The 26,930-nt window shown below is 63.3% G+C and carries 24 protein-coding genes; 8 read left to right on the top strand and 16 right to left on the bottom strand.

What is annotated here, in order from left to right:
* The first annotated feature begins 14 nt into the window (after positions 1 to 14).
* Complete coding sequence (gene dnaE, locus ASD63_RS20160) at positions 15 to 3,512, top strand: DNA polymerase III subunit alpha (RefSeq protein WP_034795337.1); 3,498 nt, start codon at positions 15 to 17, stop codon at positions 3,510 to 3,512.
* Positions 3,513 to 3,621: 109 nt separating this feature from the next.
* Here the strand turns inward: dnaE and ASD63_RS20155 are convergent, their stop codons facing one another.
* The 4 genes from ASD63_RS20155 to ASD63_RS20140 all read right to left on the bottom strand — a co-directional run bounded on the left by ASD63_RS20155 (position 3,622) and on the right by ASD63_RS20140 (position 7,364).
* Positions 3,622 to 4,851, bottom strand: coding sequence for a L,D-transpeptidase family protein (locus ASD63_RS20155; protein ID WP_034795339.1), 1,230 nt, complete (start codon positions 4,849 to 4,851; stop codon positions 3,622 to 3,624).
* Between the two features lie 139 nt (positions 4,852 to 4,990).
* Complete coding sequence (locus tag ASD63_RS20150; RefSeq protein WP_034795342.1) at positions 4,991 to 6,283, bottom strand: DNA polymerase IV; 1,293 nt, start codon at positions 6,281 to 6,283, stop codon at positions 4,991 to 4,993.
* 167 nt (positions 6,284 to 6,450) lie between these two features.
* Entirely contained in the window at positions 6,451 to 7,092 is a 642-nt protein-coding gene (locus tag ASD63_RS20145) for a hypothetical protein (protein ID WP_034795346.1), read from the bottom strand.
* A gap of 2 nt (positions 7,093 to 7,094) precedes the next feature.
* Entirely contained in the window at positions 7,095 to 7,364 is a 270-nt protein-coding gene (locus tag ASD63_RS20140) for a DUF3572 domain-containing protein (RefSeq protein WP_034795349.1), read from the bottom strand.
* A gap of 156 nt (positions 7,365 to 7,520) precedes the next feature.
* Between ASD63_RS20140 and ASD63_RS20135 the strand changes: the two genes are divergently transcribed.
* Positions 7,521 to 7,892 carry a response regulator gene (locus ASD63_RS20135; RefSeq protein ID WP_003537642.1) on the top strand — a complete coding sequence of 124 codons (372 nt, stop codon included), beginning with the start codon at positions 7,521 to 7,523 and terminating at the stop codon, positions 7,890 to 7,892.
* Positions 7,893 to 7,909: 17 nt separating this feature from the next.
* Positions 7,910 to 9,277 carry a PleD family two-component system response regulator gene (locus tag ASD63_RS20130; RefSeq protein WP_034795354.1) on the top strand — a complete coding sequence of 456 codons (1,368 nt, stop codon included), beginning with the start codon at positions 7,910 to 7,912 and terminating at the stop codon, positions 9,275 to 9,277.
* 579 nt (positions 9,278 to 9,856) lie between these two features.
* Here the strand turns inward: ASD63_RS20130 and rpmG are convergent.
* The 10 genes from rpmG to ASD63_RS20080 form a co-directional block, all read right to left on the bottom strand.
* Complete coding sequence (gene rpmG / locus ASD63_RS20125) at positions 9,857 to 10,024, bottom strand: 50S ribosomal protein L33 (RefSeq protein ID WP_034795357.1); 168 nt, start codon at positions 10,022 to 10,024, stop codon at positions 9,857 to 9,859.
* 93 nt (positions 10,025 to 10,117) lie between these two features.
* Positions 10,118 to 11,302, bottom strand: coding sequence for an MFS transporter (locus ASD63_RS20120; RefSeq protein ID WP_034795359.1), 1,185 nt, complete (start codon positions 11,300 to 11,302; stop codon positions 10,118 to 10,120).
* Positions 11,303 to 11,315: 13 nt separating this feature from the next.
* Positions 11,316 to 12,020, bottom strand: a complete 705-nt coding sequence (locus ASD63_RS20115; RefSeq protein WP_034795362.1) for an NUDIX hydrolase — start codon at positions 12,018 to 12,020, stop codon at positions 11,316 to 11,318.
* Entirely contained in the window at positions 12,017 to 12,472 is a 456-nt protein-coding gene (locus ASD63_RS20110) for a DUF983 domain-containing protein (protein ID WP_034795645.1), read from the bottom strand. Before ASD63_RS20110 ends, ASD63_RS20115 begins: the two co-directional genes overlap by 4 nt.
* 26 nt (positions 12,473 to 12,498) lie before the next feature.
* Entirely contained in the window at positions 12,499 to 14,871 is a 2,373-nt protein-coding gene (rnr, locus tag ASD63_RS20105; RefSeq protein WP_034795365.1) for a ribonuclease R, read from the bottom strand.
* Positions 14,872 to 14,873: 2 nt separating this feature from the next.
* Positions 14,874 to 17,540: a type I DNA topoisomerase gene (topA, locus tag ASD63_RS20100; protein ID WP_034795369.1), complete on the bottom strand. Its 2,667-nt coding sequence runs from the start codon at positions 17,538 to 17,540 to the stop codon at positions 14,874 to 14,876.
* A gap of 229 nt (positions 17,541 to 17,769) precedes the next feature.
* On the bottom strand, positions 17,770 to 18,918 hold the full coding sequence (dprA, locus tag ASD63_RS20095) for a DNA-processing protein DprA (RefSeq protein WP_034795371.1): 1,149 nt from the start codon (positions 18,916 to 18,918) through the stop codon (positions 17,770 to 17,772).
* Positions 18,918 to 19,529, bottom strand: coding sequence for a glycerol-3-phosphate 1-O-acyltransferase PlsY (gene plsY, locus ASD63_RS20090; RefSeq protein WP_034795374.1), 612 nt, complete (start codon positions 19,527 to 19,529; stop codon positions 18,918 to 18,920). Before plsY ends, dprA begins: the two co-directional genes overlap by 1 nt.
* 30 nt (positions 19,530 to 19,559) lie before the next feature.
* Entirely contained in the window at positions 19,560 to 20,852 is a 1,293-nt protein-coding gene (locus tag ASD63_RS20085) for a dihydroorotase (protein WP_034795376.1), read from the bottom strand.
* The gene (locus ASD63_RS20080; RefSeq protein WP_034795379.1) at positions 20,849 to 21,790 is read right to left on the bottom strand and encodes an aspartate carbamoyltransferase catalytic subunit; all 942 of its coding nucleotides are present in this window, start codon (positions 21,788 to 21,790) and stop codon (positions 20,849 to 20,851) included. Before ASD63_RS20080 ends, ASD63_RS20085 begins: the two co-directional genes overlap by 4 nt.
* Before the next feature lie 157 nt (positions 21,791 to 21,947).
* Between ASD63_RS20080 and ASD63_RS20075 the strand changes: the two genes are divergently transcribed.
* On the top strand, positions 21,948 to 23,600 hold the full coding sequence (locus ASD63_RS20075; RefSeq protein ID WP_034795383.1) for an acyl-CoA dehydrogenase family protein: 1,653 nt from the start codon (positions 21,948 to 21,950) through the stop codon (positions 23,598 to 23,600).
* Positions 23,601 to 23,648: 48 nt separating this feature from the next.
* Here ASD63_RS20075 and ASD63_RS20070 read toward each other — a convergent pair whose 3' ends face one another.
* Entirely contained in the window at positions 23,649 to 24,584 is a 936-nt protein-coding gene (locus ASD63_RS20070) for an AEC family transporter (RefSeq protein WP_034795385.1), read from the bottom strand.
* A gap of 241 nt (positions 24,585 to 24,825) precedes the next feature.
* Here ASD63_RS20070 and ASD63_RS35720 point away from each other — a divergent pair, with 241 nt between their 5' ends.
* Both ASD63_RS35720 and ASD63_RS20065 read left to right on the top strand, forming a co-directional pair.
* A complete protein-coding gene (locus ASD63_RS35720; protein WP_089045732.1) occupies positions 24,826 to 24,966 on the top strand; it encodes a hypothetical protein in 141 nt (46 codons plus the stop codon).
* On the top strand, positions 24,963 to 25,304 hold the full coding sequence (locus tag ASD63_RS20065; protein ID WP_034795388.1) for a DUF6105 family protein: 342 nt from the start codon (positions 24,963 to 24,965) through the stop codon (positions 25,302 to 25,304). The genes ASD63_RS35720 and ASD63_RS20065 overlap by 4 nt, the downstream gene beginning before the upstream one ends.
* Here the strand turns inward: ASD63_RS20065 and ruvX are convergent.
* Positions 25,250 to 25,735, bottom strand: coding sequence for a Holliday junction resolvase RuvX (ruvX, locus tag ASD63_RS20060; protein WP_034795390.1), 486 nt, complete (start codon positions 25,733 to 25,735; stop codon positions 25,250 to 25,252). The genes ASD63_RS20065 and ruvX overlap by 55 nt on opposite strands.
* Before the next feature lie 81 nt (positions 25,736 to 25,816).
* Between ruvX and ASD63_RS20055 the strand changes: the two genes are divergently transcribed.
* Both ASD63_RS20055 and gatC read left to right on the top strand, forming a co-directional pair.
* Positions 25,817 to 26,521: a metal-dependent hydrolase gene (locus ASD63_RS20055; RefSeq protein WP_034795392.1), complete on the top strand. Its 705-nt coding sequence runs from the start codon at positions 25,817 to 25,819 to the stop codon at positions 26,519 to 26,521.
* A 109-nt stretch (positions 26,522 to 26,630) separates the two neighbouring features.
* Entirely contained in the window at positions 26,631 to 26,918 is a 288-nt protein-coding gene (gene gatC, locus ASD63_RS20050) for an Asp-tRNA(Asn)/Glu-tRNA(Gln) amidotransferase subunit GatC (RefSeq protein WP_034795408.1), read from the top strand.
* Positions 26,919 to 26,930: the final 12 nt, after the last annotated feature.

Below are 26,930 nucleotides of genomic sequence, written 5' to 3'. Positions count from 1 at the left end.
ATCAGGGTGCGACAATGGCAGACGACAGCAAGGCAGCATCGAGTGAGGCGCTCGGCACGGATCCGCAGTTCGTGCATCTGCGCGTCCACTCTGCCTTCTCCTTGCTCGAAGGCGCTCTGCCGCTGAAGAAGGTCATCGGCAAGGCGGTCGCCGATAACCAGCCGGCGATCGGGATCGCCGACACCAACAATCTCTTCGCAGCCCTCGAATTCTCGCAGAAGGCAGCCGGTGACGGGCTGCAGCCGATCACCGGCTGCCAGCTGTCGATCGACATGGAGGACGAGACCGAGGGGGATCGGCGCGGCCATGGGCATCAGCTCGCCAAGCTGCCGTCGATCGTGCTCATCGCCGCCACCGATGACGGCTATACGCGCCTCGTCGATCTCGTCAGCCGTGCCTATCTCAGCGGCGAGGGCAGCCAGGCGACGCGCATTACGCGCTCCTGGCTTGGCGAATGCGGCACCGAGGGCTTGATTGCGCTGACCGGCGCGTCCGGTGGCCCGGTGGATATCGCCATGAAGGCGGGCTCCACGGCGCTCGCCGAAGCGCGTCTCGAAGCCTTGCATGATCTCTTTGGCGATCGGCTCTATATCGAGCTGCAGCGCCACGGTGGCCACGACCGGCGGCACGAGAGCCGGATGATCGAGCTTGCCTACAAGTTCGACATTCCGCTTGTCGCCACCAACGAAGCCTTCTTCCCGTCGCCCTCCGACTATGAGGCGCATGACGCCCTGATGGCGGTAGCGCACAACGCCATGGTGTCGGACGACAGCCGGTTCCGCCTGACACCGGACCACTATCTGAAGAGCCGCAAAGAAATGGCGGCGCTGTTTGCGGATCTGCCCGAGGCACTGGAAAACACGATCGAGATCGCCCGGCGCTGCTCCTTCATGCTGAAGACCCGTGGGCCGATCCTGCCGCGCTTTACCGGCGCGACGGCGGATCCGGAGGAGGCCGAGCGCGCCGAGTCGGACGAACTGCGTCGCCAGGCGGAGGAGGGCCTCGAAGACCGTCTCGCGAGACTGGGTATGGCGCCCGGCTACACCCAAGAGGAATACCGCGAGCGCCTGGCCTTCGAATTGAGCGTCATCGAGCGCATGAAGTTCCCCGGCTACTTCCTGATCGTTGCCGACTTCATCAAATGGGCCAAGCAGCACGACATCCCCGTCGGGCCGGGTCGCGGCTCGGGCGCCGGCTCGCTCGTCGCCTATGCGCTGACGATCACCGACGTCGATCCGATGCGCTTCTCGCTGCTGTTCGAACGCTTCCTCAATCCCGAGCGCGTCTCGATGCCCGACTTCGACATCGACTTCTGCCAGGACCGGCGCGAAGAGGTGATCCGCTACGTGCAGCGCAAGTACGGTCGCGAACAGGTGGCGCAGATCATCACCTTCGGTTCGCTGCAGGCCCGTGCCGCCTTGCGAGACGTCGGTCGCGTGCTCGAAATGCCCTATGGTCAGGTCGACAAGATCTGCAAGCTGGTGCCCAACAACCCCGCCAACCCGACGCCGCTTTCCAAGGCGATCGAGGAGGAGCCGCGCCTGCAGGAAGAGGCCGAGAAGGAGCCGGTGGTCGCCCGCCTTCTCGATATCGCCCAGAAGATCGAAGGCCTTTACCGCCACGCCTCGACCCACGCCGCCGGTATCGTGATCGGCGACCGGCCGTTGTCGCAGCTGGTGCCGATGTATCGCGATCCGCGCTCCGACATGCCGGTCACCCAGTTCAACATGAAGTGGGTCGAGCAGGCCGGTCTCGTCAAGTTCGACTTCCTCGGCCTGAAGACGCTGACGGTGTTGAAGGTCGCGGTCGATTTCGTCAAGCAGCGCGGCATCGAGGTCGATCTCGCGAGCATCCCGCTCGATGATCTGAAGACCTACGAGATGCTGTCGCGCGGCGAAACGGTCGGCGTGTTCCAGGTGGAAAGTGCCGGCATGCGCAAGGCGCTGATCGGCATGCGGCCCGACTGCATCGAGGACATCATCGCACTCGTGGCGCTCTATCGCCCAGGCCCGATGGAGAACATCCCGGTCTATAACGCCCGTAAGCATGGCGAGGAAGAGGTCGAGTCGATCCATCCGAAGATCGACCACCTGCTCAAGGAAACGCAGGGCGTTATCGTTTACCAGGAGCAGGTGATGCAGATCGCCCAGGTGCTCTCTGGCTATTCGCTCGGCGAGGCCGACCTTCTGCGCCGCGCCATGGGTAAGAAGATCAAGGAGGAGATGGACAAGCAGCGCGCCCGTTTCGTCGACGGCGCCGTCAAGAACGAGGTGTCGAAGCCGCAGGCCGACCTCATTTTCGACCTGCTCGCCAAGTTCGCCAACTACGGCTTCAACAAGTCGCACGCGGCAGCCTACGCGATCGTGTCCTATCAGACCGCCTACATGAAGGCGCATTATCCGGTGGAGTTCCTGGCGGCGTCGATGACGCTCGACATGTCCAACACCGAAAAGGTCAACGACTTCCGCCAGGATGCCAAGCGTCTGGGCATCGAGGTGATCGCCCCGTCGGTACAGACCTCGTTCCGGCACTTCCAGACGGGCGAAAGCCGCATCTATTACTCGCTTGCAGCGATCAAGGGCGTGGGCGAGTCAGCGGTCGAGCACATCGTCGAGGTTCGAGGCGACAAGGCCTTCGCAAGCCTCGAAGACTTCTGCCTCCGGATCGACCCCAAGCTGCTCAACCGTCGCGTTTTTGAAAGCCTGATTGCCGCCGGCGCCTTCGATTGCTTCGGCTACGACCGGGCGGAGCTGGTCGGCGGGCTCGATCGTATTCTCGGGTTTGCCCAGCGGGCTCAGGAAAACAAGACGAGCGGGCAGAGCGACATGTTCGGCGCAGGGGCGGCCACCGGGCCGGAGCGCATTGCGCTTCCGACCTACACGCCGTGGCTTGCCTCGGAAAAGCTGCACCGTGAGTTCCAGGTTCTGGGCTTCTATCTGTCTGCCCATCCGCTCGACACCTACAATGCGCTGCTCGCCAAGATGCGCGTGCAGACCTTCGGCGATTTCGCAGGCGCTGTGAAGAAGGGGGCGACGGCCGGAAGGCTCGCCGGAACAGTAACCTCGAAGCAGGAGCGCAAGACGCGCACCGGCAACAAGATGGGAATCATCGCCTTCTCGGATTCCTCCGGCCAGTTCGAGGCGGTACTGTTCTCCGAGATGCTGCACCAGTATCGAGACCTGCTCGAGCCCGGCAAGTCGCTGGTCATGACCGTGGCGGCGGAAGAGCGGCCGGAAGGCATCGGCCTGCGCATCCAGACGCTGCGGTCGCTCGAAGAAGAATCGCTGCAACTGCAGAAGGCGCTGCGCGTCTATGTGCGCGATTCCGGGCCGCTGAAGTCGATCGCCTCGCACCTCAACACGAAGGGCGACGGGCTCGTCTCCTTCGTCGTCATCAAGGACAATGGCCAGCGCGAGATCGAGGTTGAACTGAACGAGAAGTTCCGGATTTCGCCGGAGATCGCTGCAGCATTGCGCTCGGCGCCGGGCGTCATCGACGTCGAACTGGTGTAATCCGAGGCGGGGCTCCGCTGAATTGCAGTGGAGCGGCGATTGAGCCGGCTTGGAACCTATCGACCCGCGGCGGGACGCTCGCCGGGTGCTTGTCTGCCGGTCTCGCAGATCAGTCGCCGGGACGTGTCCGAGTAATGGTGATGAAGTCGGTGCCCTGACCGGTCTCCAACCCGCTTTCCACATCGGCAATCGAGAGCGACGAGCCCTCGGCGAGCAACGCTTCCACGCGCCTGCGCACAACGTCGGAGATCGTCATGCGCGCCAGCGTGCGCTGGATGCCGTTATAGGCGAAGGGATCGGCCTCCGTGGAGATGCCGAGCCGCTTCTTCGTCGAGGCGGGCAGGTGGTCCTCGAGCGAGACGCCGAACCATTTGCCTTCGGCACCTTCTTCTTCATTGTGCCGGAACTGGAGGAAATGCGTTCCGAGCGCCTCTTCCGGCTTGTCGATCGTAAGCCCGGCTTCAAAGAGCGGCTTGAACCCTTGCCGCACGAGGATCTTGCCGTTTTGCGGTGGCGTACGTCCGGCCTTGCGCAGGAGCCGGTCGGTCAGGTCCGGTGTCAGCTTGCCGTCGCCGTCGATGCCTTCGCTTGCCTGGAAGGCACGCAGGGCCGCAATCGTCGCCGGCCCGGCATGGCCGTCGATCGCGCCCGGCGCGTAGCCGAGGAAATCCAGGGACGTCTGAACCTCGCGCATGGTGTCGCGGGTATCGCTGCGGGTGATCAGGATACGGATCGGCTCCTCGGTGGATCGCGCCGAATTGGCGCCGCCGGGCGGCTCCCGCATCGCCACTTCCACCGGCGCATCGCCGGCCTGGCTGATCGCCGGTCTGAGCGGCACGTCGGAAAGCGGCGGCTGGAGATCGATCGGGGCCGGGCGGAAGAGTAGGGCGCTCTTGACCTCCAAGGGCGTTATCTGCCGGTCGGAGATCAGCACGTGCACGCCGCGCTCGGTCAACTTGTAGAGCGAGGCAGCAAATTCGCTCGGCAACCGCACGCAGCCATGGGACGCCGGATAGTCCGGCACATGGTTGGAGCCATGCAGAGCAATGCCCGACCAGGTGAGCCGCTGCATGAACGGCATCGGAGCGTTCGAATAGATGTTCGATTTGTGATGACGCCGCTTTTCCAGGATAGAAAAGATGCCCGATGGCGTCGTGTGGCCCGCCTTGCCGGTCGAGACCGGTGATGTCGCAATGACAGCGTCGCCGTCATAGACGACGAGCGATTGCTGATCTTTCGAGACGATGATCTGCAGCGGCCCGCGACTGCCTGCAAAGCCGGTAGCCGGCGACAAAAGCAGTGCGACGACGCTGGCGGTGAGAGCGAAACGCGATACCATACACTCAACCCAACACGTGACTTGGCGAACAAGCCTAGCCTTCAATCTTTAAGGAATTCATCCTGCTGTGTGGGCTGTCGATCAAGGTTGCGTGATCGCTTTGCGAAGCGTGCCTGCTCGGGCAAGCACGCTTGTGGTCTCATGGATCGCGTTTTCTGGTGCCGAAAGTGTAGCCGGTTTCGACGCTCGCCTTGCCGAATTTGTCGCGCAGCTTGTTGATCGCGTCCTCGGCCGCAGCGCGCCTGGTGGCCGCGGGATCGACGAGATCGGGCGGATCGGCGAGATCCGGGGCGGAGAGATCGCTGACGCCGATGCCGATCAGCCGATACTTCGTTCCGTCCGCCTCTTTTTCGAGAAGCTGCAGGCCGATGCGGAAAATGCGGTCGGCAAGGCGGGTAGGGCTATCCAGGCGCCGATTGCGGGTGCGGATCTTGAAGTCGGCGGTTTTGAGCTTGAGAACGACCGTCTGGCCGGCGAGTTCCGACTTTCGCAGCCGGTGGGCCACTTGCTCGCTGAGGCGCCGCAGATGCGTGACCAGGTCGTCATAGCGCGCGATATCGTCGTTGAACGTCGTCTCTGCGGAAACGCTCTTGGCTTCGCCGTCGATTTCGACCGCTCTCTCGTCGAGCCCGCGCGATAGGCGAAAGAGCCGCTGCCCCATGGTGCCATAGCGCCGCATCAGGTCGCCTTCTTCCATGGTCTGCAATTGCCCGATCGTGCGCACGCCGTCACGCTCCAGCGTGGCGGCAAAGGCCTTGCCGACGCCCCAGATCAGGGTCACCGGCTTCTCGCGCAGGAACTCCAGCGCCTCGGCTTGGCCGATGACGGAAAAGCCGCGCGGCTTTTGCAGGTCGGACGCCACCTTGGCGAGAAACTTGCAATAGGAGAGGCCGACCGAGACGGTGATGCCGACTTCCTGCTCGATCCGGCGGGCGAGCCGCGCAAGCGTGCGTGCCGGTGGATCGTGATGCAGTCGCTCCGTGCCGCTGAGTTCGAGGAAGGCTTCGTCGATCGACAGCGGCTGCACCAGCGGGGTCAGTTCCTGCATCAGCGTGCGCACCTCGCGGCTGACGCGGGCGTATTTCTCCATATTGGGCTTGATGACAATGGCCTGGGGGCAGGCTTCCAGCGCCTTGAACATCGGCATGGCCGAGCGCACGCCGTGAATGCGGGCGACGTAGCAGGCGGTGGAGACCACACCGCGCTTGCCGCCGCCGATGATCACCGGCTTGTCGGCAAGCTCCGGGTTGTCGCGCTTCTCGATCGAGGCATAGAAGGCGTCGCAGTCGATGTGCGCCAGCGTCAGGTCATAGAGCTCCGCATGCCGCAGAATGCGCGGGCTGCCGCAGGCAAGGCAGCGCCGCACCGACGCCGCCTGTTCCTTGAGGCAGTCGCGGCAGAAGCCTGGAGAGTGAGCAGCGCTGTCGGGCATATCGGGAACAAATATTGAACATTGCGACCTTAAGCTCTACTCTAGCGAGTCTCAAGGAGGCGCGATTGGAAATCACAATGCAATTGTCGCCGTTGAAAAGGATCACCGGGCGCGTCTTTCGCAGCGCCGGCGCGGCTGAATTTGCGCCGACGGGCAGCCGATCCGGGCTAGCCGCGGAAGTGCGCGCGAATGGCTGCGGCTGCCTCCGGCCAGTCTGCGACGGCGCGGATGTCGGCGTCGAGCTTCGGCGCGAGCGCCTTGAACTCCGAGTCGGCCATGAGGTTTATCGGCAGGCAGGTCGGCGCGTGATCCTTCACCGATCGCAGGTTGCGAAGCATGTCGTCGATGAAGACGAGGGGGACGGTGCGGCTGCCGTGAAGTTTTTGGACGATCGGCCCCTTCGGCTCTTCGGACGCAAGCAGCGGATAGGGCAGGCCGAGCCGGTCAAGAAGAGCGCGACGAACCGCAGCGTGCTGCGGCGGCATCGCAGTCAGAAAGACGATATCGGCTTCCTCCGACAATGCGGCCAGGGTCTCGACGACCTTGGCGGCGGGCGTTTGCCAACGATCCTGCGAGCCGTAGAAGGTGTCGAGCAGGATCTTGACCTCTGGCTCCGTCACCGGCTGCTCGTCCGCGTGGGTGATGATGTTGCCGGTCAGGCGAAACGATCGGGGCAGGAGGACATGGCCGCAGCTCCCAAGGAACGCTTTGAACGGATTGATGAATTCAAGCACGACATCGTCGATGTCGCTGACGATCAGCGGGCGGTTTCCAAGCGTGATGCGGTGAGCTGTCGGCGCGTTTGCCACCCTCAATCCTCGAAGCCTGCGTGGCCGGAAAGTGCCATATGGGCGCGCACGACGTCTTCAGGCGCCGTACCGGTCGCCGTGCAGAATGCCATCAGGGTCGGCTCATGGTCCATCAGAAAGGCGACGAGCCCGCCCATGAAGCCGGGTTCGGCAATCGCGTTGCGCAACGCCGTTGGGTCCGTGCCGGTCAGCGCCAGAAAGCGGGACAGAAGCTCAGGCTCGCCGGCAAGCCAGGAGAGAATGTCGATGGCGATTTCGTCGGCGCTCTTCAATGGTTTGTCCCCGTATGGTTTTTACGTGCGGAGTTACCTATTTTTCAACCAAATAGGCCTATCTCTGACGTTGAGGAAATGGGTCGAGTCGTCGGCTCCGCACGTTAATTGTCCTGAGGAGACTTGCAAGGTGACGATGGACAGCAAGGGATCGACATGCCCAAACAGGTGATGATTGTTGAGGACAACGAGCTGAACATGAAGCTCTTCCGCGACCTGATTGAGGCCTCCGGCTATGCGACGATCCAGACTCGCAACGGCATGGAGGCGCTCGAGCTCGCGCGCAAGCATCGGCCCGATCTCATTCTCATGGACATCCAGCTGCCGGAGGTTTCCGGTCTGGAAGTGACGAAGTGGCTGAAGGAAGACGACGAGCTACACGTCATCCCGGTCATCGCCGTGACCGCTTTTGCTATGAAGGGGGACGAGGAGCGGATCCGCCAGGGCGGGTGCGAAGCCTATGTCTCCAAGCCGATCTCCGTACCGAAGTTCATTGAGACGATCAAAACCTACCTGGGCGATGCCTGAGCGGCGGGAAAATTGATATGACTGCGCGTATTCTTGTTGTCGATGACGTTCCGGCCAATGTGAAGCTGCTCGAAGCCCGGTTGCTTGCCGAGTACTTCGACGTGCTGACGGCCAGTGACGGTTATGCCGCCCTGGCGCTCTGCGAAAAGACGCCCATCGACCTGGTGCTGCTCGATATCATGATGCCCGGTCTCGATGGTTTCGAAGTCTGCGAACGGCTGAAGGCGAACCCGAAGACGGCACATATCCCGGTTGTCATGGTCACCGCGCTCGACCAGCCTTCTGATCGCGTGCGTGGCCTGAAGGCCGGCGCCGACGATTTCCTGACGAAGCCCGTCAACGATCTGCAGCTGATGTCGCGGGTGAAGAGCTTGGTGCGCCTGAAGAACGTCAGCGATGAGCTGCGCCTGCGGGCCCAGACGGCGCAGACGATCGGGCTTGAAGATGTTGGCCGGGCGGACCGGCCTGACGAGCCCGGCAACGTCCTGCTCGTCGATGGCCGCGGCTCGTCGCAGGAGCGGCTGCAGCGCGCCCTCAAGCCGATTGCCGAGGTCTCGGTCATCTCCGATCCGCAGGCGGCATTGTTCGAGGCGGCGGAGAACAATTTCGACCTCGTCATCGTCAATGCGAATTTCGACGACTACGATCCGCTGCGCCTCTGCTCGCAGTTGCGCTCCCTGGAGCGCACCCGGTTCATCCCTATCCTGCTGATCGCCGAGCAGGGCAGCGACGAGTTGGTCGTCCGCGCGCTCGATCTGGGCGTGACGGACTATCTGATGCGGCCGGTCGATCCGAATGAACTGATTGCCCGGTCGATGACCCAGATCCGGCGCAAGCACTGCAATGACAGGCTGCGGTCGAGCGTGCAGCAAACCATCGAGCTTGCCGTCACCGACGGCCTCACCGGGCTGCATAACCGGCGCTATTTCGACACGCACCTGAAACTGCTGATGGATCGGGCTGCTGCGCGCGGTCGGCCGCTGTCCATCTGCATGACCGATATCGACCGCTTCAAGCAGGTTAACGACACCTACGGCCATGACGTTGGCGACGAAGTCTTGCGGGAATTCGCCAATCGCATCCGCACGACGGTGCGGGGTGCCGACCTTGCCTGCCGGTTCGGCGGTGAAGAGTTCATCGTGGTGATGCCGGATACGTCAGCCGAAATGGCGGCCGGTGTCGCCGAGCGTCTGCGCACGATCATCGAAAGCCTGCCATTTGCGATCCCGCAGGCGGACGGCCCCCTGAAGGTCACCGCGTCCATGGGGATTGCCACGCTCAGGCCCGGCAGCGACACGGCCGAAGCGCTGCTGAAGCGCGCCGATATGGCGCTCTATCAGGCCAAGCACGAAGGCCGAAATCGGGTGGTGGCAGCCGCCGCCTGAGCTGCGCCTCCTGCGTTTCTGGCCTCAAAGCACCCCAGGGAATTTCTTTGCCCGCCTCTTGCGGCCTGCATTCAAAGTTGTATTCTCGCGTCACCTGTTGCTACCGGGGAGTTTGGGTGGCAGCAGAGATCATGCAGTGTGCCTGTCCAGGTCTGATACAGAATTAACCATGCGCCGAGCGGCACCGCTCCGCGCATTAAGAATTCGTTGATTTTTTTTTATTTTCAGGTGATGCTCATGAAAGAGGGGGCATCCAGCCTTCTGCGATATTCGTTACCCCATGATGCTCAGGTCCGCCGCATCTCCTGGGTCGTGGGGTCGGTCGGTTGGCTTTTGGCGTCCGCGGAATCCTCGTGCCGCAGTCAGAGGCCAGCCGACCCCCTTTCCGACACGCCGTCCCGCCTTCGGGGCGGCGTTTTGATTCTGGGGGAATAGCAGGGGCGGGCGAGCCGTTTCCTCCCCCTGGCGTGGAACCCGTTTCACTCAGCGCCTACGCTAGATGCTCAAGGCATTGGCCTAAAAAGGAAAGGGCGCCTGACCTTGCGGTCGGCGCCCTTCAATTCCCGAAAACCGGCGATCTTACTTGATCTTGGTTTCCTTGAATTCGACGTGCTTCTTGACGACCGGGTCGTACTTGGTCTTCGTCATCTTTTCCGTCATCGTACGGCTGTTCTTGGTCGTGACGTAGAAGAAACCCGTGTCGGCTGTCGAAAGCAGCTTGATCTTGATGGTGGTGGCTTTTGCCATGGTCGTCCTGCCTTTGTAACAATGAAAGCCGTGGACAACCGGTTGCGGGCCACGGGCAAGGTTGGCGCGAAACTACAAATCGCGGCCGAAAAGTCAAGACCGTTTTGGTTTCAAAACGATCCTGACCACCGAAAGCGCGACATAGAGACCGAAAAAGCCGGCGATCGCCCAGGCAAAACCGTTGTTGCCGGTGGCGTCCATTGCCGCGCCGATCGCCTGCGGTCCAGCGACGGTACCGACGGCGTAGGAAAACACGAAGGCCGCGTTGGCGGCGGCGAGATCCGCGCCCTGAAGCCGTGAGCCCAGGTGGCTGAGGCCGACCGTGTAGAGGCCGGAGACACAGCCGCCCCAGAACAACAGCACAATTGCCATCAGGAACCAGCTCTCGACCAACAGCGGCAGGAACAGCGCGCCGATAAGACCGATCAGCGTCATCGCAGAGAGCAGTGTGCGCCGGTCTTTGACCCTGTCGGAGAGCATGCCGACCGGGATCTGGAAGATGAAATTGCCGACCCCCATGACCGTTAGCAGAAGCGCTGCCTGCGATTCGCTGAAACCGGACCGCGTCCCGAAGATGAGGAACAGCGAGAGACCGCCTGATTCGACCGCGCCGAATATGAAGACGGCAGCCGTTGCCGTGGGCACGAGGAAGACGTAGCGCAGGAAATGCCGCTCGGGCTTCTCGTCGATGACGGGGCTTTCGTCGCGTGCGAGGAAAATCGGCACGGATGCCAGGAGGATGACGCCGGCGCCGACGAGGAAGGGCAGGAGGCCTTCGCTGCCGAGGATCGAAAACAGCAGCGGGCCGGTCAGGAACCCAAGCGACAGGAATGTGCCGTAGATCCCCAGCACGAAACCGCGCTTGCTCGGCGGGGCCGTCGCGTTGATCCAGAACTCGGAAAGAATGAAGAGGACGGTGATCGCTCCGTGGAAAACGATTCGGAGCGGGAACCAGAGCCAGAAATTGGTGATGTAATAGAAGCCGAGCGCGCTGGTGGCCGCGATTAGCACGGCCCATAGCATCGTTGGCGCTACGCCATGCCGGTGGGCGAACTTCGTCGTGAAGGGGGCAGCCACCATCGATGCCAGGCCCGCCATGGCGGAATTCAAGCCGATGAGGGTCGAGGAAATTCCGCGCTTCTCCATGATGATGGATAGCAGCGGCAGGCCGAGGCCGATGGCGATGCCGACCGCGCTGATGGCAGCAACGGCCGCGATCAGCGACCGCCAGTGAATTTCCTCAACCGGTGCAGCCGTACCGGGCGATGGCTGTGACATCTGACGCGGATCCTTAGAGCAATGTGCGCACGAAGCGCCCATGGCGCGAGGTATAGAGTGGAACCGGTCGTTCGCAGGGCAGCGAAGGATCGGCGTCCAGTCCGTTCCTGAGGTCCGCGAGGATGACCGCGGTGATGTCAGGTATCCGTAGCGACGGAGTAACGTTCACATCGATCCACTGCAAATCCTGAAGCTCCCGACTGTCCAGGAACCGCGTGGGATCGATTTCGGCCTCGTCGGCGAACACGGCGAAGAAGCGCGTATCGAACCGCCTCGTGTTGCCTGGAGGGGTGATGGCCCGAGCCATATAGCGCAACTTTGCAAGATCGGGAAGAAAGGGAACGGGAGCTTCGGCCGAAGGAAGCGGCGCGCCTATGGCGATGCCGGCTTCCTCGTAAAGTTCACGCAGGGCGGCAAGCGCGAGCGCGCGCGCCCGGGTATCCGACAGTCCGCGCGCGCCGGCCACCTTCAGCGTTCGCAGGACGGAGGGATGGAGATCGGAGCCGAAGCCAATTCGATGATCGCCGGTATCGCGGCGTCCGCCGGGGAACACATAGAGATCCGGCATGAAGGCGTGCGCACTGTGGCGCCGCCCCATAAGCACACGCACGCGGCCGCCAACGCGATCGAGCAGCATGATCGAAGCGGCATCCCGGGGCCGCATGGTCGCGGGACGCGGAGGCTTGGGTTCGTTGCCCGTCTCCCGCGCCGGCCTCATGCCCGTTCGTCTCTCGGGGGCAACACGTCCTCAGGCGCATCTTCGTGTCCGCCGAAGCCATGCATCTTCAGCGCCCATTGCAGGCCGATGACGGCGCCTTTTACAGGCTGCAGCAGCGCCAGCGAACTGATGACGGTGATCGGTGCCCAGATGGCGAGATGCTGCCAGCTGTTGAGCGGAAGGATGAGGTCGGTCGCCATGTAGCCGGCAAGCACGAGGTGGCCGACGATCGTGACGACGATATAGGGCGGGAAGTCGTCGGCGCGGTGGTGGTCCATGCGCTCGCCGCAGGCCGCGCACGTCTCAACCGACTTGAGGTAGCTGCGAAACAGCTTGCCGCTGCCGCACGCTGGACAGCGGCCGAGAAAGCCGCGTTTCATCGAAAGACCAACGGAGCGCTCGTCGCTTTTGGACCCGCCCAGATGAAGTGTTTCGCCTGACGCCGCTTTCATGTGCATTCCTCTGTCCTATCGGGACCCTATCGCCGGCCGCGCGGCGGCCGTGTCCCCGGCTTCTTCCGGGCGCCGGTGCGATCCCTGCGACCGGACTTGTGGAAGGAGCGCGTTGCCGTCGGCATCTTGCGTCCTTCGCTGATCATCTCGAAGCGGAGCGCACCGGCAAGCGGCACGGCCTCGACGAGCTTGACGCGTACCGGATCGCCCAGGCGATAGCCGAGCCCGGTCTTCTCGCCGGAAAGCGCCTGATGCGCCTCATCGTAGATGAAGTAGTCGCGTCCAAGTGTTGATATCGGAACGAAGCCGTCGGCGCCATAGGCCGGCAGGGTGACAAAGAGTCCCGCCTTGGTGACACCGGAAACGCGGCCGTCGAATTCCTCCCCGACGCGACCGTTGAGATGATGCGCGATCAGTCGGTCCACCGTGTCGCGCTCGGCCGCCATGGCACGGCGCTCGAAAGTCGAGATCTCGGCGGCGATGTCGTCGAGTACGGCCTCTTCCTGCGGTGTCAGCCCGCCTTCGCCAAGGCCGAGCGAGGCAACCAGCGCCCGGTGCACGATCAGGTCGGCATAGCGCCGGATCGGAGAGGTGAAATGCGCGTACTTCAAGAGGTTGAGGCCGAAGTGCCCGATGTTCTCGGGGCTGTAGATCGCCTGGCTCTGCGAGCGCAGCACCATCTCGTTGACCATGGTTTCGAAGGGCTTGCCTTCGGCCTTGGCGAGGATGCCGTTGAAGTGGTTCGAGCGCATGTTCCCGCCCTTGACGAGCGAGATGTCGAGCGTCGCCAGGAATTCACGCAGGCTTTCCTGCTTGGCAAGCGAGGGCTGGTCGTGGACGCGGTAGATCAGCACCTGGCGCTTCTGCTCCAGCGTCTCGGCGGCGGCAACGTTCGCCTGGATCATCATTTCCTCGATCAGCTTGTGCGCGTCGAGGCGTTCGGGAACGAAGACACGGTCGACCGTACCGTCGGGTTTCAGGATGATTTTGCGCTCGGGCATGTTGAGCTCGAGCGGCTGGCGCCGGTCGCGGCCGCGCGTGAGGATGCGATAGCCTTCCCAGAGTGGCTTCAGGATCGTCTCGAGGATCGGCCCGGTCTTGTCGTCCGGATTGCCGTCGATCGCTGCCTGCGCCTGCTGGTAGGAGAGCTTTGCCGCACTCTTCATCATGATGCGATGGAAGGTATGGCCGGCCTTCCGGCCTTCCTTGGAGAAGCGCATGCGCACGGCAAGCGCCGGGCGATCGACGCCTTCCTTGAGCGAGCAGAGGTCGTTGGAGATGCGCTCGGGCAGCATCGGCACGACCCGATCGGGAAAGTAGACCGAGTTGCCGCGCTTCAGCGCTTCAAGGTCCAGAGCGGACTTCGGACGCACGTAGTAGGAGACGTCGGCAATCGCCACCGTGACGATGACGCCGCCGGGATTGTCCTCGGACGGATCCGGCTCCGCATAAACGGCGTCGTCATGGTCCTTGGCGTCGGCCGGATCGATGGTGATCAGCGGCAGCGTGCGCCAGTCCTCGCGGTGCGCCATGGTGGCGGGGCCCGCGGCGTTCGCCTCCTCGATCACCCGTTCCGGGAAAACGTGGGGAATGCCGTGGGCATGGATGGCGATCATCGAGATCGCCTTCTCCGAGGCGACCGAACCGATGACGGTCTGCACCTGCGCGCGCGGCAGACCGTAGCGGCCGAGACGCGACAGCTGCACCTCGACCAGATCGCCGTCCTCAGCGTTGCCGGTGAACTCCGGATCAACAAGTATTTCCTCGCCGCGCTTTTCGATCGGCATCAGGCGGCCACCGCCGCCGGGCGTCGAGCGGAAGACGCCGAGCACGGCATCCTTGCGCTTGTCCAGCACCTTGATGATGCGCGCCGTATAGGCCGGGCCGCCCCGTTCCTTGGCCGGGAAGATCTTGGCGAGAACGCGGTCGCCGAGACCGCCGACCGGAGCCTTGCCCTTACCCTTGGCGACGACGGATTGCTTGATCAGCACCGCCGGCGCGACGCCGTCGTCGTCGAGCCATTCGGCCGGGCGGCCGATCAGCTCGCCATCGACATCGCGGATGGTGATGTCGAGCACGGTCACCGGGGGCAGGGAGCCCGGACGCACCAGCGACTTGCGCTTCTTTTCGACCAGGCCGTCGACTTCCAGCGACTTCAGCAGGGCCTTGAGTTCGACACGGGTCTCGCCCTTCAGGCCGAAAGCCTTGGCGATTTCGCGCTTGGAGGCGCGGTCCGGGTTTTCAGCGATGAAGCGCATCAGCACGTCACGCGGCGGGACCGCGCCGTGGATGATCGGCTCGCTTGGCTGGGCCGATCCGGCCTTTGCCGCGCGAGCAGGCTTCTTGCCCTGGCTTCTCTTGCCGGACTGTTCGGTCGGGTCGCGCGGTATTCTGGTCAAGATCAGTCCTTCTTGGCCTTGGCGGCCGTCTTTGTTTTGCTCTTGGCGGGCGCCTTGGCCTTAGCCTTGGTCGCCTTGGCGCCGTCCTCGGACTTCGCCGCTACCTTGGTCGTCTTGGCCTTGGTTGCCTTCCCCTTGGCCGTTCCGCCCTTGGCAGCACGCTCCGAGATCAGCACAAGTGCCTCCTCGACCGTCACCGACTGCGGATCCTTGCCCTTCGGCAGGGTGGCGTTGACCTTGCCCCAGTTGACGTAGGGGCCGTAGCGACCGTCACGAACGGTGATCGGGCCACCGTCGGGATGGTCACCGAGTTCCTTGAGCGACGCGGCAGCGGTGCGGCCCCGGCCGGCACCGGCCTTCGACTGTTTGTCGGCGAGAACCGAGACGGCGCGATTGAGGCCGATCGAGAAGACGTCCTCGATCGATTCGAGGTTGGCATAAGTGCCGTCGTGCAGCACGAACGGTCCGTAGCGGCCAAGCCCGGTTGAGATCATCTTGCCGGATTCCGGATGGGCACCGATATCGCGCGGCAGCGACAGCAGCGCTACCGCCTTCTCATGGTCGATCGTCGACGGCGTCCAGCCCTTCGGCAGGCTCGAGCGCTTGGCTTCCTTGCCGTCGCCACGCTGGACATAGGGGCCGAAGCGGCCGCTCCTGAGCGTGATTTCCTCGCCGGTATGCGGATCCTTGCCGAGCGCCTGCGGTTCGTTCGAGACCGCCGCCTCCTCGCCGTTGCTGTCGGAGGAAAGCTGGCGGGTGAAGTTGCACTCCGGATAGTTCGAGCAACCGACGAAGGCGCCGTACTTGCCGAGCTTCAGCGACAGCTTGCCGGTGCCGCAGACCTGGCAGATGCGCGGATCGCCGCCGTCCTCGCGCTTGGGGAAGACCAGCGGCGCCAGTTCCTCGTTCAGCGCGTCGAGCACGTTCGTGACGCGCAGTTCCTTGGTTTCCTCGATCTGGGCGAAGAAATCCTTCCAGAAGTCGCGAAGCACGTCTTTCCAGTTGACCTCGCCGGCGGAGACCTGGTCGAGCTTTTCTTCGAGCGACGCGGTGAAGTCGTAACCGACATAGCGTGTGAAGAAGCTTTCCAGGAACGCCGTCACCAGCCGTCCCTTGGCCTGGGGGATGAGCTTGCGCTTGTCGTTGGTGATGTAGTCGCGATCGAGCAGGGTCGTGACGGTGGCGGCATAGGTGGAGGGACGGCCGATGCCGAGCTCTTCCATCTTCTTGATCAGGCTTGCTTCGGAATAGCGCGGCGGCGGCTCAGTGAAATGCTGCGAGGCATTGATCTTCTGCTTGGCGAGGTTTTCGCGCGCATTGATCTCCGGCAGGCGGCCATCCTCGTCGCCGTCATCAGTCTGTTCGCCGTCTTCCTTGGCATCCGTATAGGCAGCGATGAAGCCGTCGAAGCGGATAACCGAGCCGGTGGCGCGCAGACCGGCCTTCTGGCCGCCATTGTCCGCAGTGATTTCCGCGGTCGTACGCTCGATCTCGGCCGATGCCATCTGGCTGGCGATGCCGCGCTTCCAGACGAGGTCGTATAGCCTGAGCATGTCGCCATCGAGGAAACGGCGAACCTGGTCCGGCGTCCGGTTGAAATCGGTCGGGCGGATGGCCTCGTGCGCTTCCTGGGCATTCTTCGCCTTGGTCGAATAGAAGCGCGGCTTTTCCGGTAGATAGCGGTCGCCGAACTGGCTGGCGATCGCAAGGCGCGAGGCTTCGATCGCTTCCGGCGCCATCTGCACGCCGTCGGTACGCATATAGGTGATCAAACCGACCGTCTCGCCGCCGATGTCGACGCCTTCATAGAGCTTCTGCGCGACCTGCATGGTGCGCGAAGCGGAGAAGCCGAGCTTGGAGGAGGCGGCCTGCTGCAGTGTCGAGGTGGTGAAGGGCGGCGACGGGTTGCGCTTGACCGGCTTTGCTTCGATGCTATCGACCACATAGGCGGCGCCATCGAGCAGGGTCTTGAGACGATTTGCTTCTTCGCCGTTGCCGACAGCCTTCGGCGCAAGACGCTTGCCATCGGCCGAAACGAGACGCGCCTCGAACTCGTCGCCGCGCGGCGTCTTCAAGAGCGCCGAGATGTTCCAGTACTCCTCGGAGATGAAGCGCTCGATCTCGTTTTCACGATCGCAGACGAGGCGCAGCGTCACCGACTGCACGCGGCCAGCCGAGCGGGCGCCCGGCAGCTTGCGCCAGAGCACCGGCGAGAGGTTGAAACCGACGAGATAGTCGAGTGCGCGGCGCGCCAGGTAAGCGTCGACCAGCGAGGTGTCGATGTCGCGCGGATGAGCGATCGCTTCGAGAACGGCCTTTTTCGTGATGGCGTTGAAGGCCACGCGCTTGACCGGCTTGTCGCCGAGCACCTTCTTCTTCTTCAGAAGGTCAAGTACGTGCCAGGAAATCGCTTCACCTTCGCGATCCGGGTCGGTTGCGAGAATGAGGCCGTCAGCGGATTTGACCGCGTCGGCGATGTCCTTCATGCGTTTCGCCGAGGCACTGTCGACTTCCCAGGACATCTCGAAGTCTTCGTCCGGACGGACCGAACCGTCCTTCGCCGGCAGGTCGCGCACGTGACCAAACGAAGCCAGTACCTTGTAGCCGGGGCCCAGGTACTTGTTGATCGTCTTTGCCTTGGAAGGCGATTCCACCACTACAACATTCATCGTCATTTTCTGAGACAACCGGTCCTGGTTCGGCGTCAGCGCCGTTTGCGCCGTACTTCGCCTGATATCGACGCCCCGAAATGGACAGGGATTCGAACGGGGTCAAGGGGGTTCGCCCAAAATAACGAAGAGAGGCCAGTGGGCGAACCATGCGGAAACACGCTGAATCTGCGATCTGAAACGCGTGATTGGTCCCGCTGGCGTGCCCGCCTGTGGCTGTGGCTTGTCATCATTCGGGCGTCGCGAGCGACACGAGGCCGCCAGCATGGCGATCAAGCCGACCGGCCAGATCAAGTTCCAGCAGAAGCAGATAGACCTGAGCCGGCGAAAGCCCGGCGTGGCGGACGATATCGTCGATCTCGACCGGCGTCGGGCCGAGCGCGGTGCTAACCGCGACGCGGTCTCTGTCGCTCGCGCTCACCGGAACACCAGCCCGCGCCTGACCATCCGGTTCCCGCACGCCCGGCAGCGGCAGCTCCAGCTGGCTGAGTGGCGCCAGCGCCTCGATCACGTCATCCGGGCCGGTCGTGACGATCGCGCCCTGTTTCAGGAGATCGTTGGTGCCATGGCAGCGCGGATCGAGCGGCGAGCCGGGAACCGCAAAAACGAGCCGGCCGAAATCGGCGGCGTAGCGCGCGGTGATGAGCGAGCCGGAGCGGTGCGCGGCCTCGACGATCGCAACGCCGAGGCTGATGCCGGCGATCAGCCGGTTGCGGCGCGGAAAGTCGCGCGCCCGTGGCTCCCAGCCGAAAGGCATTTCGCTGATCGCGAGGCCCCGACCGGCCGTGATTTCTTCGAGCAGGCCGACGTTCTCGGGCGGATAGGGGCGGTCGAGACCGCCGGCAAGGGCGGCGATCGTGCCGGTCTCGAGACTGGCACGATGGGCGGCCGTATCGATGCCACGCGCGAGGCCCGAGGTCACGACATAACCGGCGCGGCCGGCGTCGAGCGCAATCATCGCCGCAAACTTTGCGCCGCTGACCGACGCATTGCGCGAGCCGACAATGCCGAGCGACGGGCGGCCAGCCGCGCTGAGATCGCCTTTCATCGCGAGCAGAGGGGGAGCACCGTCGATCTGCCGCAGCGCCGAGGGATAAGCCGCTTCGCCGATGCCGACGAAAACGGCGCCGTGGCGTCGGGCAGCTTCGAGTTCCCGTTCGACCTCGCTTACGGAAGCCACACGATAGGTCTGCCTGGTTCCACCGCGCCGCGACAGTTCAGGCAAGGCGTCGAGCGCGTTGTCAGCGGTGCCGAAATGGTTGATCAGGTCGCGGAAGGCGATGGGGCCGACATTGTCGCTGCGAATGAGCCGGAGCCAGGATATCTTCTGTCGTTCGGTCAGCGCCACTCCGTTTCGTCCTGCGCTGGCGTCAGACATTATCCCTTGTCTCCGATCTTGCTTTCCGTGCCGGCGAGCAGCCGCCGAATGTTGGCGCGGTGCTTCACCCAGGTGATGACCGTCATGGCGGTAAAGAGGAGGGCGACCTTCTCGTTGCCTGCCGCGTAAAGTAGAACCGGAATGATAGCCGTTGCAACCAGGGCGGACAATGAGGAGTAGCGGCTGATTTTCGCCATGCCGAGCCAGATGACCGCGAAGGCAAGCACCATGAGGGGAGCAAGGCCGAGCAGGACGCCGATATAGGTGGCGACACCCTTGCCGCCCTTGAAGCCAAGCCAGACCGGGTAGAGATGGCCAATGAAGGCGGCAAAGCCCGCGGCGATTCCCGCCTCGACGCCCCAGTAGGATGCGATGAACGCTGCGGCGGAGCCTTTCAGGGCATCGAGCAACAGCGTTGCGGCAGCAAGCTTCTTGTTGCCGGTTCGCAGCACATTGGTCGCGCCGATATTGCCCGAGCCGATCTTGCGTACGTCGCCGAGCCCGGCCATGCGCGTCAGGATCAGTCCGAACGGGATCGAGCCAAGCAGATAGCCGAAGGCAAGGCTTAAGAGCGTAAAGGGCAGCCCAAGCTGCCAGGACAATAGATCCACCGGTTCCCCTCCCGCGCGACCGCTTTCGGCTTAGGCCGAATGCACCAGCTTGCCGGCAACATAGGTTTGCACGACCCGCCCGGTAAAGCGCGCATTTTCAAACGGCGTATTCTTGGAGCGAGAAACGATCGCCTCTTCGTAAAGCACCCAAGGCTCGTCGAGATCGAGGACGGTGATATCGGCCTTGGCGCCGGGTTTCAGCGTACCGGCGTCGAGACCGAAGATCGCCGCCGGCCGCGTCGACATCGCATCGATCAGGCGCATCAGCGGAACCTGGCCGCTGTGATGCAGGCGAAGCGCGGCCGCGGCCAGCGTTTCCAGGCCGATCGCCCCATCGGCAGCATCGGCAAAGGGCAGCCGCTTGGTGTCGACGTCCTGCGGGTCGTGCGAGGAGACGATGATATCGATCGTGCCGTCGGCCAGTGCCTCGGCCATGCCGATCCGGTCGTCCTCGCTGCGCAGCGGCGGCGAAAGCTTGAAGAATGTCCGGTATTCGCCGATGTCGTTCTCATTGAGCGCGAGATTATTGATCGACACGCCGCAGGTGACGTTGGCGCCACGCTCGCGTGCGGTACGGATCGCGGCGGCCGATTCGGGAACCGAGATCTGGGCGGCGTGATAGGCGGCACGCGTCAGTCCGGCGATGCGCAGGTCGCGCTCGAGCGGAATGATCTCCGCTTCGCGCGGGATCCCGGAAAGGCCGAGCCAGCTTGCAAGCAGGCCCTCGTGCATGACGCCGTTGGCACCGAGATACTTGTCGCGGGTCTCAAGAGAGATGACGGCGCCGAATTCGCGCGCATAGGTCATGGCGCGGCGCAGGACCAGCGTGTCGTGAATCGAGCGACGACCATTGGTGAAGCAGACAGCACCCGCTTCGCGAAGCAGGCCGAACTCGGTCATCTCTTCGCCGGCAAGACCCTTGGTCAGCGCTGCGGCCGGGTGTACGTTGACGAGCGCCTTGTCGCGCGCCGTCTTCTTCACATACTCGACGAGCGCGATGTCGTCGATGACAGGGTCGGTCTCCGGCATGGCGATGAAGGTGGTGACGCCGCCGGCAGCGGCGGCCCGCGATGCGGACTCGAAGGTCTCGCGGTGTTCGCTTCCCGGTTCGCCGACGAAGACGCGGGCATCGACGAGGCCCGGAACGGCGGTGAGGCCGGCGCAGTCCTTGACGAAGGCGCCATCCGGCGCGCCCTGGTTCTGGGCATCGGCACCGGCAGCAAGGATAAGGCCGTCGTCGCCGACGATAACAGTGCCGACTTCATCGAGATTGCGCGAGGGATCGACGATGCGAAGGTTCTTCAGAACGAGTGGTCTGGTCATGTGCGCGGCCCCTGGTTCTGCGAGAGAAGCAGCGTTTCCATAACCGCCATGCGCACGGCAACGCCCATCTCGACCTGCTGTTCGATCACGCTCTGCGGCCCGTCGGCGATTTCCGAGGCGATCTCGACGCCGCGGTTCATCGGCCCGGGATGCATGACAAGCGCATCCGCCTTGGCTGCCTTCAGCTTTTCCGCATCGAGCCCGTAGTAGTGGAAGTATTCGCGTACAGACGGCACGAAGGACCCGGCCATGCGCTCGCGCTGCAGGCGCAGCATCATGACGACATCGGCATCCTTCAGGCCCTCGGCCATCGAGTGGTAGACTTCGACGCCCATGTCGGCGATCCCGGAGGGAAGCAGCGTCGCCGGTGCGACGACCCGAACCCGTGCGCCCATCTGGTTCAGGAGCAGGATGTTGGAGCGCGCAACGCGCGAGTGAAGCACGTCGCCGCAGATCGCCACGATGATGCGCGAGAGCTTGCCCTTGGCGCGGCGGATCGTCAGCGCGTCGAGCAGCGCCTGCGTTGGGTGCTCGTGCTGGCCGTCGCCCGCGTTGACGACGGAGCAGGAGACCTTTTGTGCGAGAAGGGCTGCGGCTCCGGCCGAGGAGTGGCGCACGACCAGCACGTCCGGGTGCATGGCGTTCAGCGTCATTGCCGTGTCGATCAACGTTTCGCCCTTCTTCACCGAGGAATTGCCGACCGACATGTTCATCACGTCGGCGCCAAGGCGTTTGCCGGCAAGTTCGAAGGAAGATTGCGTGCGGGTCGAGGCCTCGAAGAAGAGGTTGATCTGCGTCAGACCCCGAAGCGTCGACGTCTTCTTTTCTCTTTGACGGGAGATTTGGACGGCTTCATCGGCGCGATCGAGCAGATAGGTGATATCCTGCTCCGTGAGCCCCTTGATGCCGAGCAGGTGGCGATGCGGGAAAGTGATCATGGGCCGCCCTTGCGCTCTGGAAATGTGGTCGCTCTATAAGACCTGGTCCCCGGCACGGCAAGGCTTGCGCGGTTCAGTCCGCAGAAAACTTGCAACGGCGATCCTATCTTTTCTTCGCCCCGTTCCGTGGTCGAGAAACTTGCGCTAGAACCGGCCCATGAATCAGATGAACCGGACTGAACAGAAACTCGCCGAGCTCAACCAGCCCAAGCCCTGGTCCGGTGTCAACGCCTATCGCTCCGATCCGCTGGTGGTCGACATCACATCGGGCATGAGCAAGACGCTGCGCGATGAGTTCGACGTGCTCGGCCGCTACGTCACCTCGCCGGAGGCCCAGGAACTGGCGCGCATGGCGAACGAAGGTCCGCCGAAGCTGAAGACCCACGGGCCGCGCGGCGAGCGTCTCGATGTCGTCGAGTTCCACCCGGCCTGGCATGCGCTGATGCGCCGCTCGATGTCCTCGGGCCTGCACGCGTCCGCCTGGGAAAATCTGCCGGACGAGCGCAGCCAGTCGCACAAGACGCGGGCGATCCGCTTCTATCTGACGGCGCAGCTCGAATGCGGTCATCTCTGCCCGCTGACGATGACCAGTGCATCGCTGGCAGCGATCACTGCGTCGCCGGCGGTGCAGAAGGAGTGGGCGCCGAAGATCCTGTCGCGAAAGTACGATTCCACCAACCGTCCGTGGATGCAGAAGTCGGCCGTCACCGTCGGCATGGGCATGACCGAGAAGCAGGGCGGCACCGACGTGCGCGCCAACACTTCGACGGCCGAACGGGTGGGCGAGGGCATCTATCGGCTGAATGGCCACAAGTGGTTCATGTCGGCGCCGATGAGCGACGCTTTCGTCATGCTGGCGCAGACCCGCGAAGGGCTTGCCTGCTTCCTGGTGCCGAGGCTCCTGGAAGATGGCAGCGCCAACGGCCTGCGGTTCCAGCGGCTGAAGGACAAGCTCGGCAACCGCTCCAATGCGTCTTCCGAGGTCGAGTTCTCAGACACGTTCGGTTTCATTCTCGGCGCGCCGGATGCCGGCCTCCGCACGATCCTCGACATGGTGACGCTGACGCGGCTCGACTGCGCGCTCGCTTCCGCCGGCATGATGCGCGCCTCGCTTGCCGAAGCCGTACATCATACGCGCGGCCGCAAGGTTTTCGGCAAGCCGCTCGTCAGCCAGCCGATGATGACGCGGGTGCTCGCCGACATGGCGCTCGACGTTGCCGCGGCAAGCGCACTTTCGTTCCGCCTGGCCGAAGCCTTCGACAAGGCGCGCAGCAGCGTGGAAGACGCGGCCTACGCGCGGATCATGACGCCGGTTGCGAAATACTGGGCCTGCAAGATCGCGCCGGCTCTGATCTATGAGGCGATGGAGTGCCTCGGCGGCAACGGCTATGTGGAAGAGCGGGCACTGGCGCGCCACTACCGCGAAGCGCCTGTGAATGCCATCTGGGAAGGCTCCGGTAACGTCATGGCGCTGGATGTGCTGCGGGTTCTCGCCAAGGGCAAGGATCTGTTCGAGCAGCTCTTCGTCGTGCTGGCCCGTGATCTCGGCCCGTCCGGTCGCAAGACGATCGACGTGCTGCGCGCGGCTATGTCGCTGTGCGAGCGTGATGAGGGTGCGGCCCGCATGCTGGTCGAGCAACTGGCGCTCGCCGCCGCTGCCGCCGAGCTCTACCGTCTCGGTGCCGGTCGCATTGCCGATGCCTTCCTCGAATCGCGCCTGGCTGCCGGGTGGCGCTCGACCTACGGCATGCTCGATTCGCGCTTCGATTCCGCCTACATCCTCGACCTTCTCTATCCCCCTGCGGCCTGAGCCGCAGGACGTCCGGCGTAAGCCGTCAGGCCGCTGCGGGATAGGCCGTCAGCCCCCTGCGGCGTAAGCCGTCAGGTAGAGGACCAGCGGTATCGTGAAGAACGAAACGACCGTCTGGACGGTCGCGACCGCCGCATAGAGTTCGGCGTCGCCATCCATCTGCTTGGCCAGTAGATAGCCGTTCATCGCGGTCGGCACGGCCGCGCCGAGCGCGATGACCAGCAGAGCATCGCCGCGAATGCCGAGCAGGTAGCTCGCGCTCACCATGAAGACCGGCATCACGATCAGCTTGAGGAAGACCGCGAGCAACGCCGTCCTGCTGGGCTTGAGCGCATCGGATGCCCGCAGGCCCGCACCGACCATCACCAGGCCGAGGCTGAGCGAGGCGCTTGCCAGCATATCGATCGTGGCCATCACTGGGCCGTAGATCTTCAATCCGATCATGTTGACGAGAATACCGAGCACCGAGGCGACGATCAGCGGATTGGTGACGATCTTGGCGAAGAAGCGGCGGAAGTCGCGATTGCCACCGCCGAACCAGACGAGAACACCGATATTGTAGAGATTGATCGGGATGATCACGAGCGTCATCACCAGGGCGGTCAGTGTCAGGCCGATCGGGCCATAGAGTTTCTGCGCGATCGCCAGCGCCATGAACCCATTCCAGCGTGTCGCCGTCTGGAAGACCGAGGTGAAGGACGCACCTGATACCTGGCGGTTCCGCAGCATCGGCCACAACAGCAGCACGACGACCGACATCAAACTGACGCTTCCGATCGTTGCGATCGCCGTCGCATCGGCCTTCAATCCGGCAAAATCGGCCTGGGCGAGCGTCGAAAACAACAGCGACGGGAAAAGGATGAAGTAGCCGAATTGCTCGAGCCCGAGCCAAAGACCCTGATCGATCAAGGTCGAACGCTTGAGCCAGGCGCCAAGCAGAACCAGGAGGAAGACGGGAAGAATGCTTTCAAAGACGACGGTCATGGGGGAGGGCCTGCGTGCGGGACGTCTATCGCTACCTCAAATCATCGCCGACCGGAATGCGCTGGTGGCACGAGGCGGCGATCAAACGGGAGTGTCCCGCCTTCAAGGATCCGCGACCGGACTGCCCTGTGAAAATTAACCTTAACAAATGGTTTACGTTGCGCGGGTCGCCGCAAGGGCGGAGATTGATCCGGCATTTTAATGGATTCCGGAATGGAGCGGTTCGGTGAGAACTGGTCTTATGATCATCATGATGATGTTTTTTGCCGGACTGGCGCTAGATATCGCAGTTCCCGCGATGGTTCTTGTGGCCGTCGTGCTGGCTGACCGCGCGATTTACCCAGTTGTCTTTCGGCAGATCTCGGAAAGGGGAGCCGCATGAAGTGGTTTCTGATCCTTTGGGGCGGGCCGATCCTGCTGCTGGGCTCCTGGTATGGCCTGTCGTACTACGACATGAGCTTCGGCTTCTTCATGCTGACGCGGCAAACCCATGATCTGGTGTTCCAGATCTACGGCAATGTCCTCGGCATCCCGCCGGAAACCATTCCGCCGCTCGTAGCCCGCGCGATCGTCGTCGACAGCCTGATCGTTTTCGCCATTATCGGCTTTCGCAAGCGCCGCCAGATCGCCGCCTGGTATCGTCGCCACTTCGGTGCCGCGGCCCCTCAGTCCGAGAGGCCGTCTCTTGCCAGCGACGCCAGCCTGTCGAGCGCGCCCTGAAGAATGAACGAGGCCGCGGCCGAATCGATGCGTTCGGCCCGCTTGCGTCGTGACACGTCCATCTCGATCAGCACCCGCTCGGCCGCGACGGTCGAAAGCCGTTCATCCCAGAAGGCAAAGGGCAGGGGCGTTTTCTGTTCCATGTTGCGCACGAAGGCGCGGGTCGCCTGACAGCGCGGCCCCTCGCTGCCGTCCATATTGACGGGCAGGCCGATGACGAAGGCCGCGATCTTTTCTTTCGTCGCTGCCGACAGCAGCGCCTCCGCGTCCACGCCGAACTTGACCCGACGGATCACCTCGCGCGGGGTCGCAAAGCGGCGACCGAGATCGGAGACCGAGAGGCCGATCGTTTTCGTGCCGAGGTCGAGGCCTGCAATCGCCTGGTTCGGCTGTAGCTGGGCTGCGAGTTCTTCGATGGTGAGAATTGCCATGGGATTGTCGATTCGATCTTTGCGCGGAGAGTTGTCTGATCCATATGCTGTTGCGACAGACAAATCATCAGGGAGATCGTCATGAAGATCAAATGGCTCGGCCATGCCGCCTTTCACATCGAAACGGCAAAGTCCAAAATCCTGATCGACCCCTTCTTTACCGGCAATCCGGCGTTCCGCGACGAGGAGCGCCGGGACGCGACCGCCGGGCTCACCCACATTCTCCTGACCCATGGTCACGGCGACCATGTCGGCGATACCATTGCGATCGCCAAGGAGACGGGCGCGACGGTCGTTGCCAATGCCGACCTTGCCGCCTGGCTCGGCCGGCATGGCGTCAAGGCGCTGGAAATGGGGAACACCGGCGGCACGATCAATCTCGGTAGTTTCTCGACGACCTTCGTCAACGCGCTGCATTCGTCGGCGCAGTTGACCGAGGACGGCGTCTCGCACTCGCTCGGCAATGCCAACGGCCTGGTGCTGCATTTCGAGGACGAGCCGACGCTCTATCACATGGGTGATACGGACATCTTCTCCGACATGGCGCTGATCAACGAGCTGCATCAGCCGGAGATCGGCATCGTGCCGATCGGCGATCGTTTCACCATGGGCGGGGCGGTTGCGGCGCTGGCCTGCCAGCGCTTCTTCAAGTTCTCGACAGCCATCCCCTGCCATTACGGCTCGTTCCCGATCATCGACCAGACCCCGGAAACCTTCGTTGCCGGCATGGAAAGCGCGTCGACCAAGGTGGCGACGCCGCACGTCGGCGGCGTCGTCGAGATCTGATGTTGCGCCGGGCCTTTTGACGAGAGGCCCGGTCCTCCGGTAATTCCCCCGTTGCGTGGCTCGCCCTGCGCCATTATAGCGGGGGAAGTTCCAGTTACCGGAGACGATCATGTCCGTAGACCTTGCCACCGTGAAGCGCGTCGCGCGCCTTGCCCGTATCGCCGTCAGCGAAGAAGAAGCCGAACGGATGATGGGTGAGCTCAATGGCATCCTCGGTTTCGTCGAGCAGCTCTCCGAAGTGAATGTCGATGGCGTCGAGCCGATGACCTCGGTCACGCCGATGGATATGAAGAAGCGGACGGACACGGTATCGGACGGCAACAAGGCCGACGACATCGTTGCCAATGCGCCGAATTCCGATCGCAATTTCTTCCTCGTTCCGAAGGTGGTCGAGTAATCTCCCGCCAGC

Origin of the sequence: Ensifer sp. Root558 (assembly GCF_001427045.1) — a bacterium.
Lineage (GTDB): Bacteria > Pseudomonadota > Alphaproteobacteria > Rhizobiales > Rhizobiaceae > Ensifer > Ensifer adhaerens.
This window is presented reverse-complemented; position numbering and strand designations above follow the sequence as displayed.

Coding starts and splice junctions, on each gene's coding strand:
- dnaE (WP_034795337.1), top strand. CDS start 15: ATGGCAGACGACAGCAAGGCAGCATCGAGTGAGGCGCTCGGCACGGAT.
- ASD63_RS20155 (WP_034795339.1), bottom strand. CDS start 4,851: ATGGTATCGCGTTTCGCTCTCACCGCCAGCGTCGTCGCACTGCTTTTG.
- ASD63_RS20150 (WP_034795342.1), bottom strand. CDS start 6,283: ATGCCCGACAGCGCTGCTCACTCTCCAGGCTTCTGCCGCGACTGCCTC.
- ASD63_RS20135 (WP_003537642.1), top strand. CDS start 7,521: ATGCCCAAACAGGTGATGATTGTTGAGGACAACGAGCTGAACATGAAG.
- ASD63_RS20130 (WP_034795354.1), top strand. CDS start 7,910: ATGACTGCGCGTATTCTTGTTGTCGATGACGTTCCGGCCAATGTGAAG.
- rpmG (WP_034795357.1), bottom strand. CDS start 10,024: ATGGCAAAAGCCACCACCATCAAGATCAAGCTGCTTTCGACAGCCGAC.
- ASD63_RS20120 (WP_034795359.1), bottom strand. CDS start 11,302: ATGTCACAGCCATCGCCCGGTACGGCTGCACCGGTTGAGGAAATTCAC.
- ASD63_RS20115 (WP_034795362.1), bottom strand. CDS start 12,020: ATGAGGCCGGCGCGGGAGACGGGCAACGAACCCAAGCCTCCGCGTCCC.
- ASD63_RS20110 (WP_034795645.1), bottom strand. CDS start 12,472: ATGAAAGCGGCGTCAGGCGAAACACTTCATCTGGGCGGGTCCAAAAGC.
- topA (WP_034795369.1), bottom strand. CDS start 17,540: ATGAATGTTGTAGTGGTGGAATCGCCTTCCAAGGCAAAGACGATCAAC.
- dprA (WP_034795371.1), bottom strand. CDS start 18,918: ATGTCTGACGCCAGCGCAGGACGAAACGGAGTGGCGCTGACCGAACGA.
- ASD63_RS20085 (WP_034795376.1), bottom strand. CDS start 20,852: ATGACCAGACCACTCGTTCTGAAGAACCTTCGCATCGTCGATCCCTCG.
- ASD63_RS20080 (WP_034795379.1), bottom strand. CDS start 21,790: ATGATCACTTTCCCGCATCGCCACCTGCTCGGCATCAAGGGGCTCACG.
- ASD63_RS20075 (WP_034795383.1), top strand. CDS start 21,948: ATGAATCAGATGAACCGGACTGAACAGAAACTCGCCGAGCTCAACCAG.
- ASD63_RS20070 (WP_034795385.1), bottom strand. CDS start 24,584: ATGACCGTCGTCTTTGAAAGCATTCTTCCCGTCTTCCTCCTGGTTCTG.
- ASD63_RS35720 (WP_089045732.1), top strand. CDS start 24,826: ATGATCATCATGATGATGTTTTTTGCCGGACTGGCGCTAGATATCGCA.
- ASD63_RS20065 (WP_034795388.1), top strand. CDS start 24,963: ATGAAGTGGTTTCTGATCCTTTGGGGCGGGCCGATCCTGCTGCTGGGC.
- ruvX (WP_034795390.1), bottom strand. CDS start 25,735: ATGGCAATTCTCACCATCGAAGAACTCGCAGCCCAGCTACAGCCGAAC.
- ASD63_RS20055 (WP_034795392.1), top strand. CDS start 25,817: ATGAAGATCAAATGGCTCGGCCATGCCGCCTTTCACATCGAAACGGCA.
- gatC (WP_034795408.1), top strand. CDS start 26,631: ATGTCCGTAGACCTTGCCACCGTGAAGCGCGTCGCGCGCCTTGCCCGT.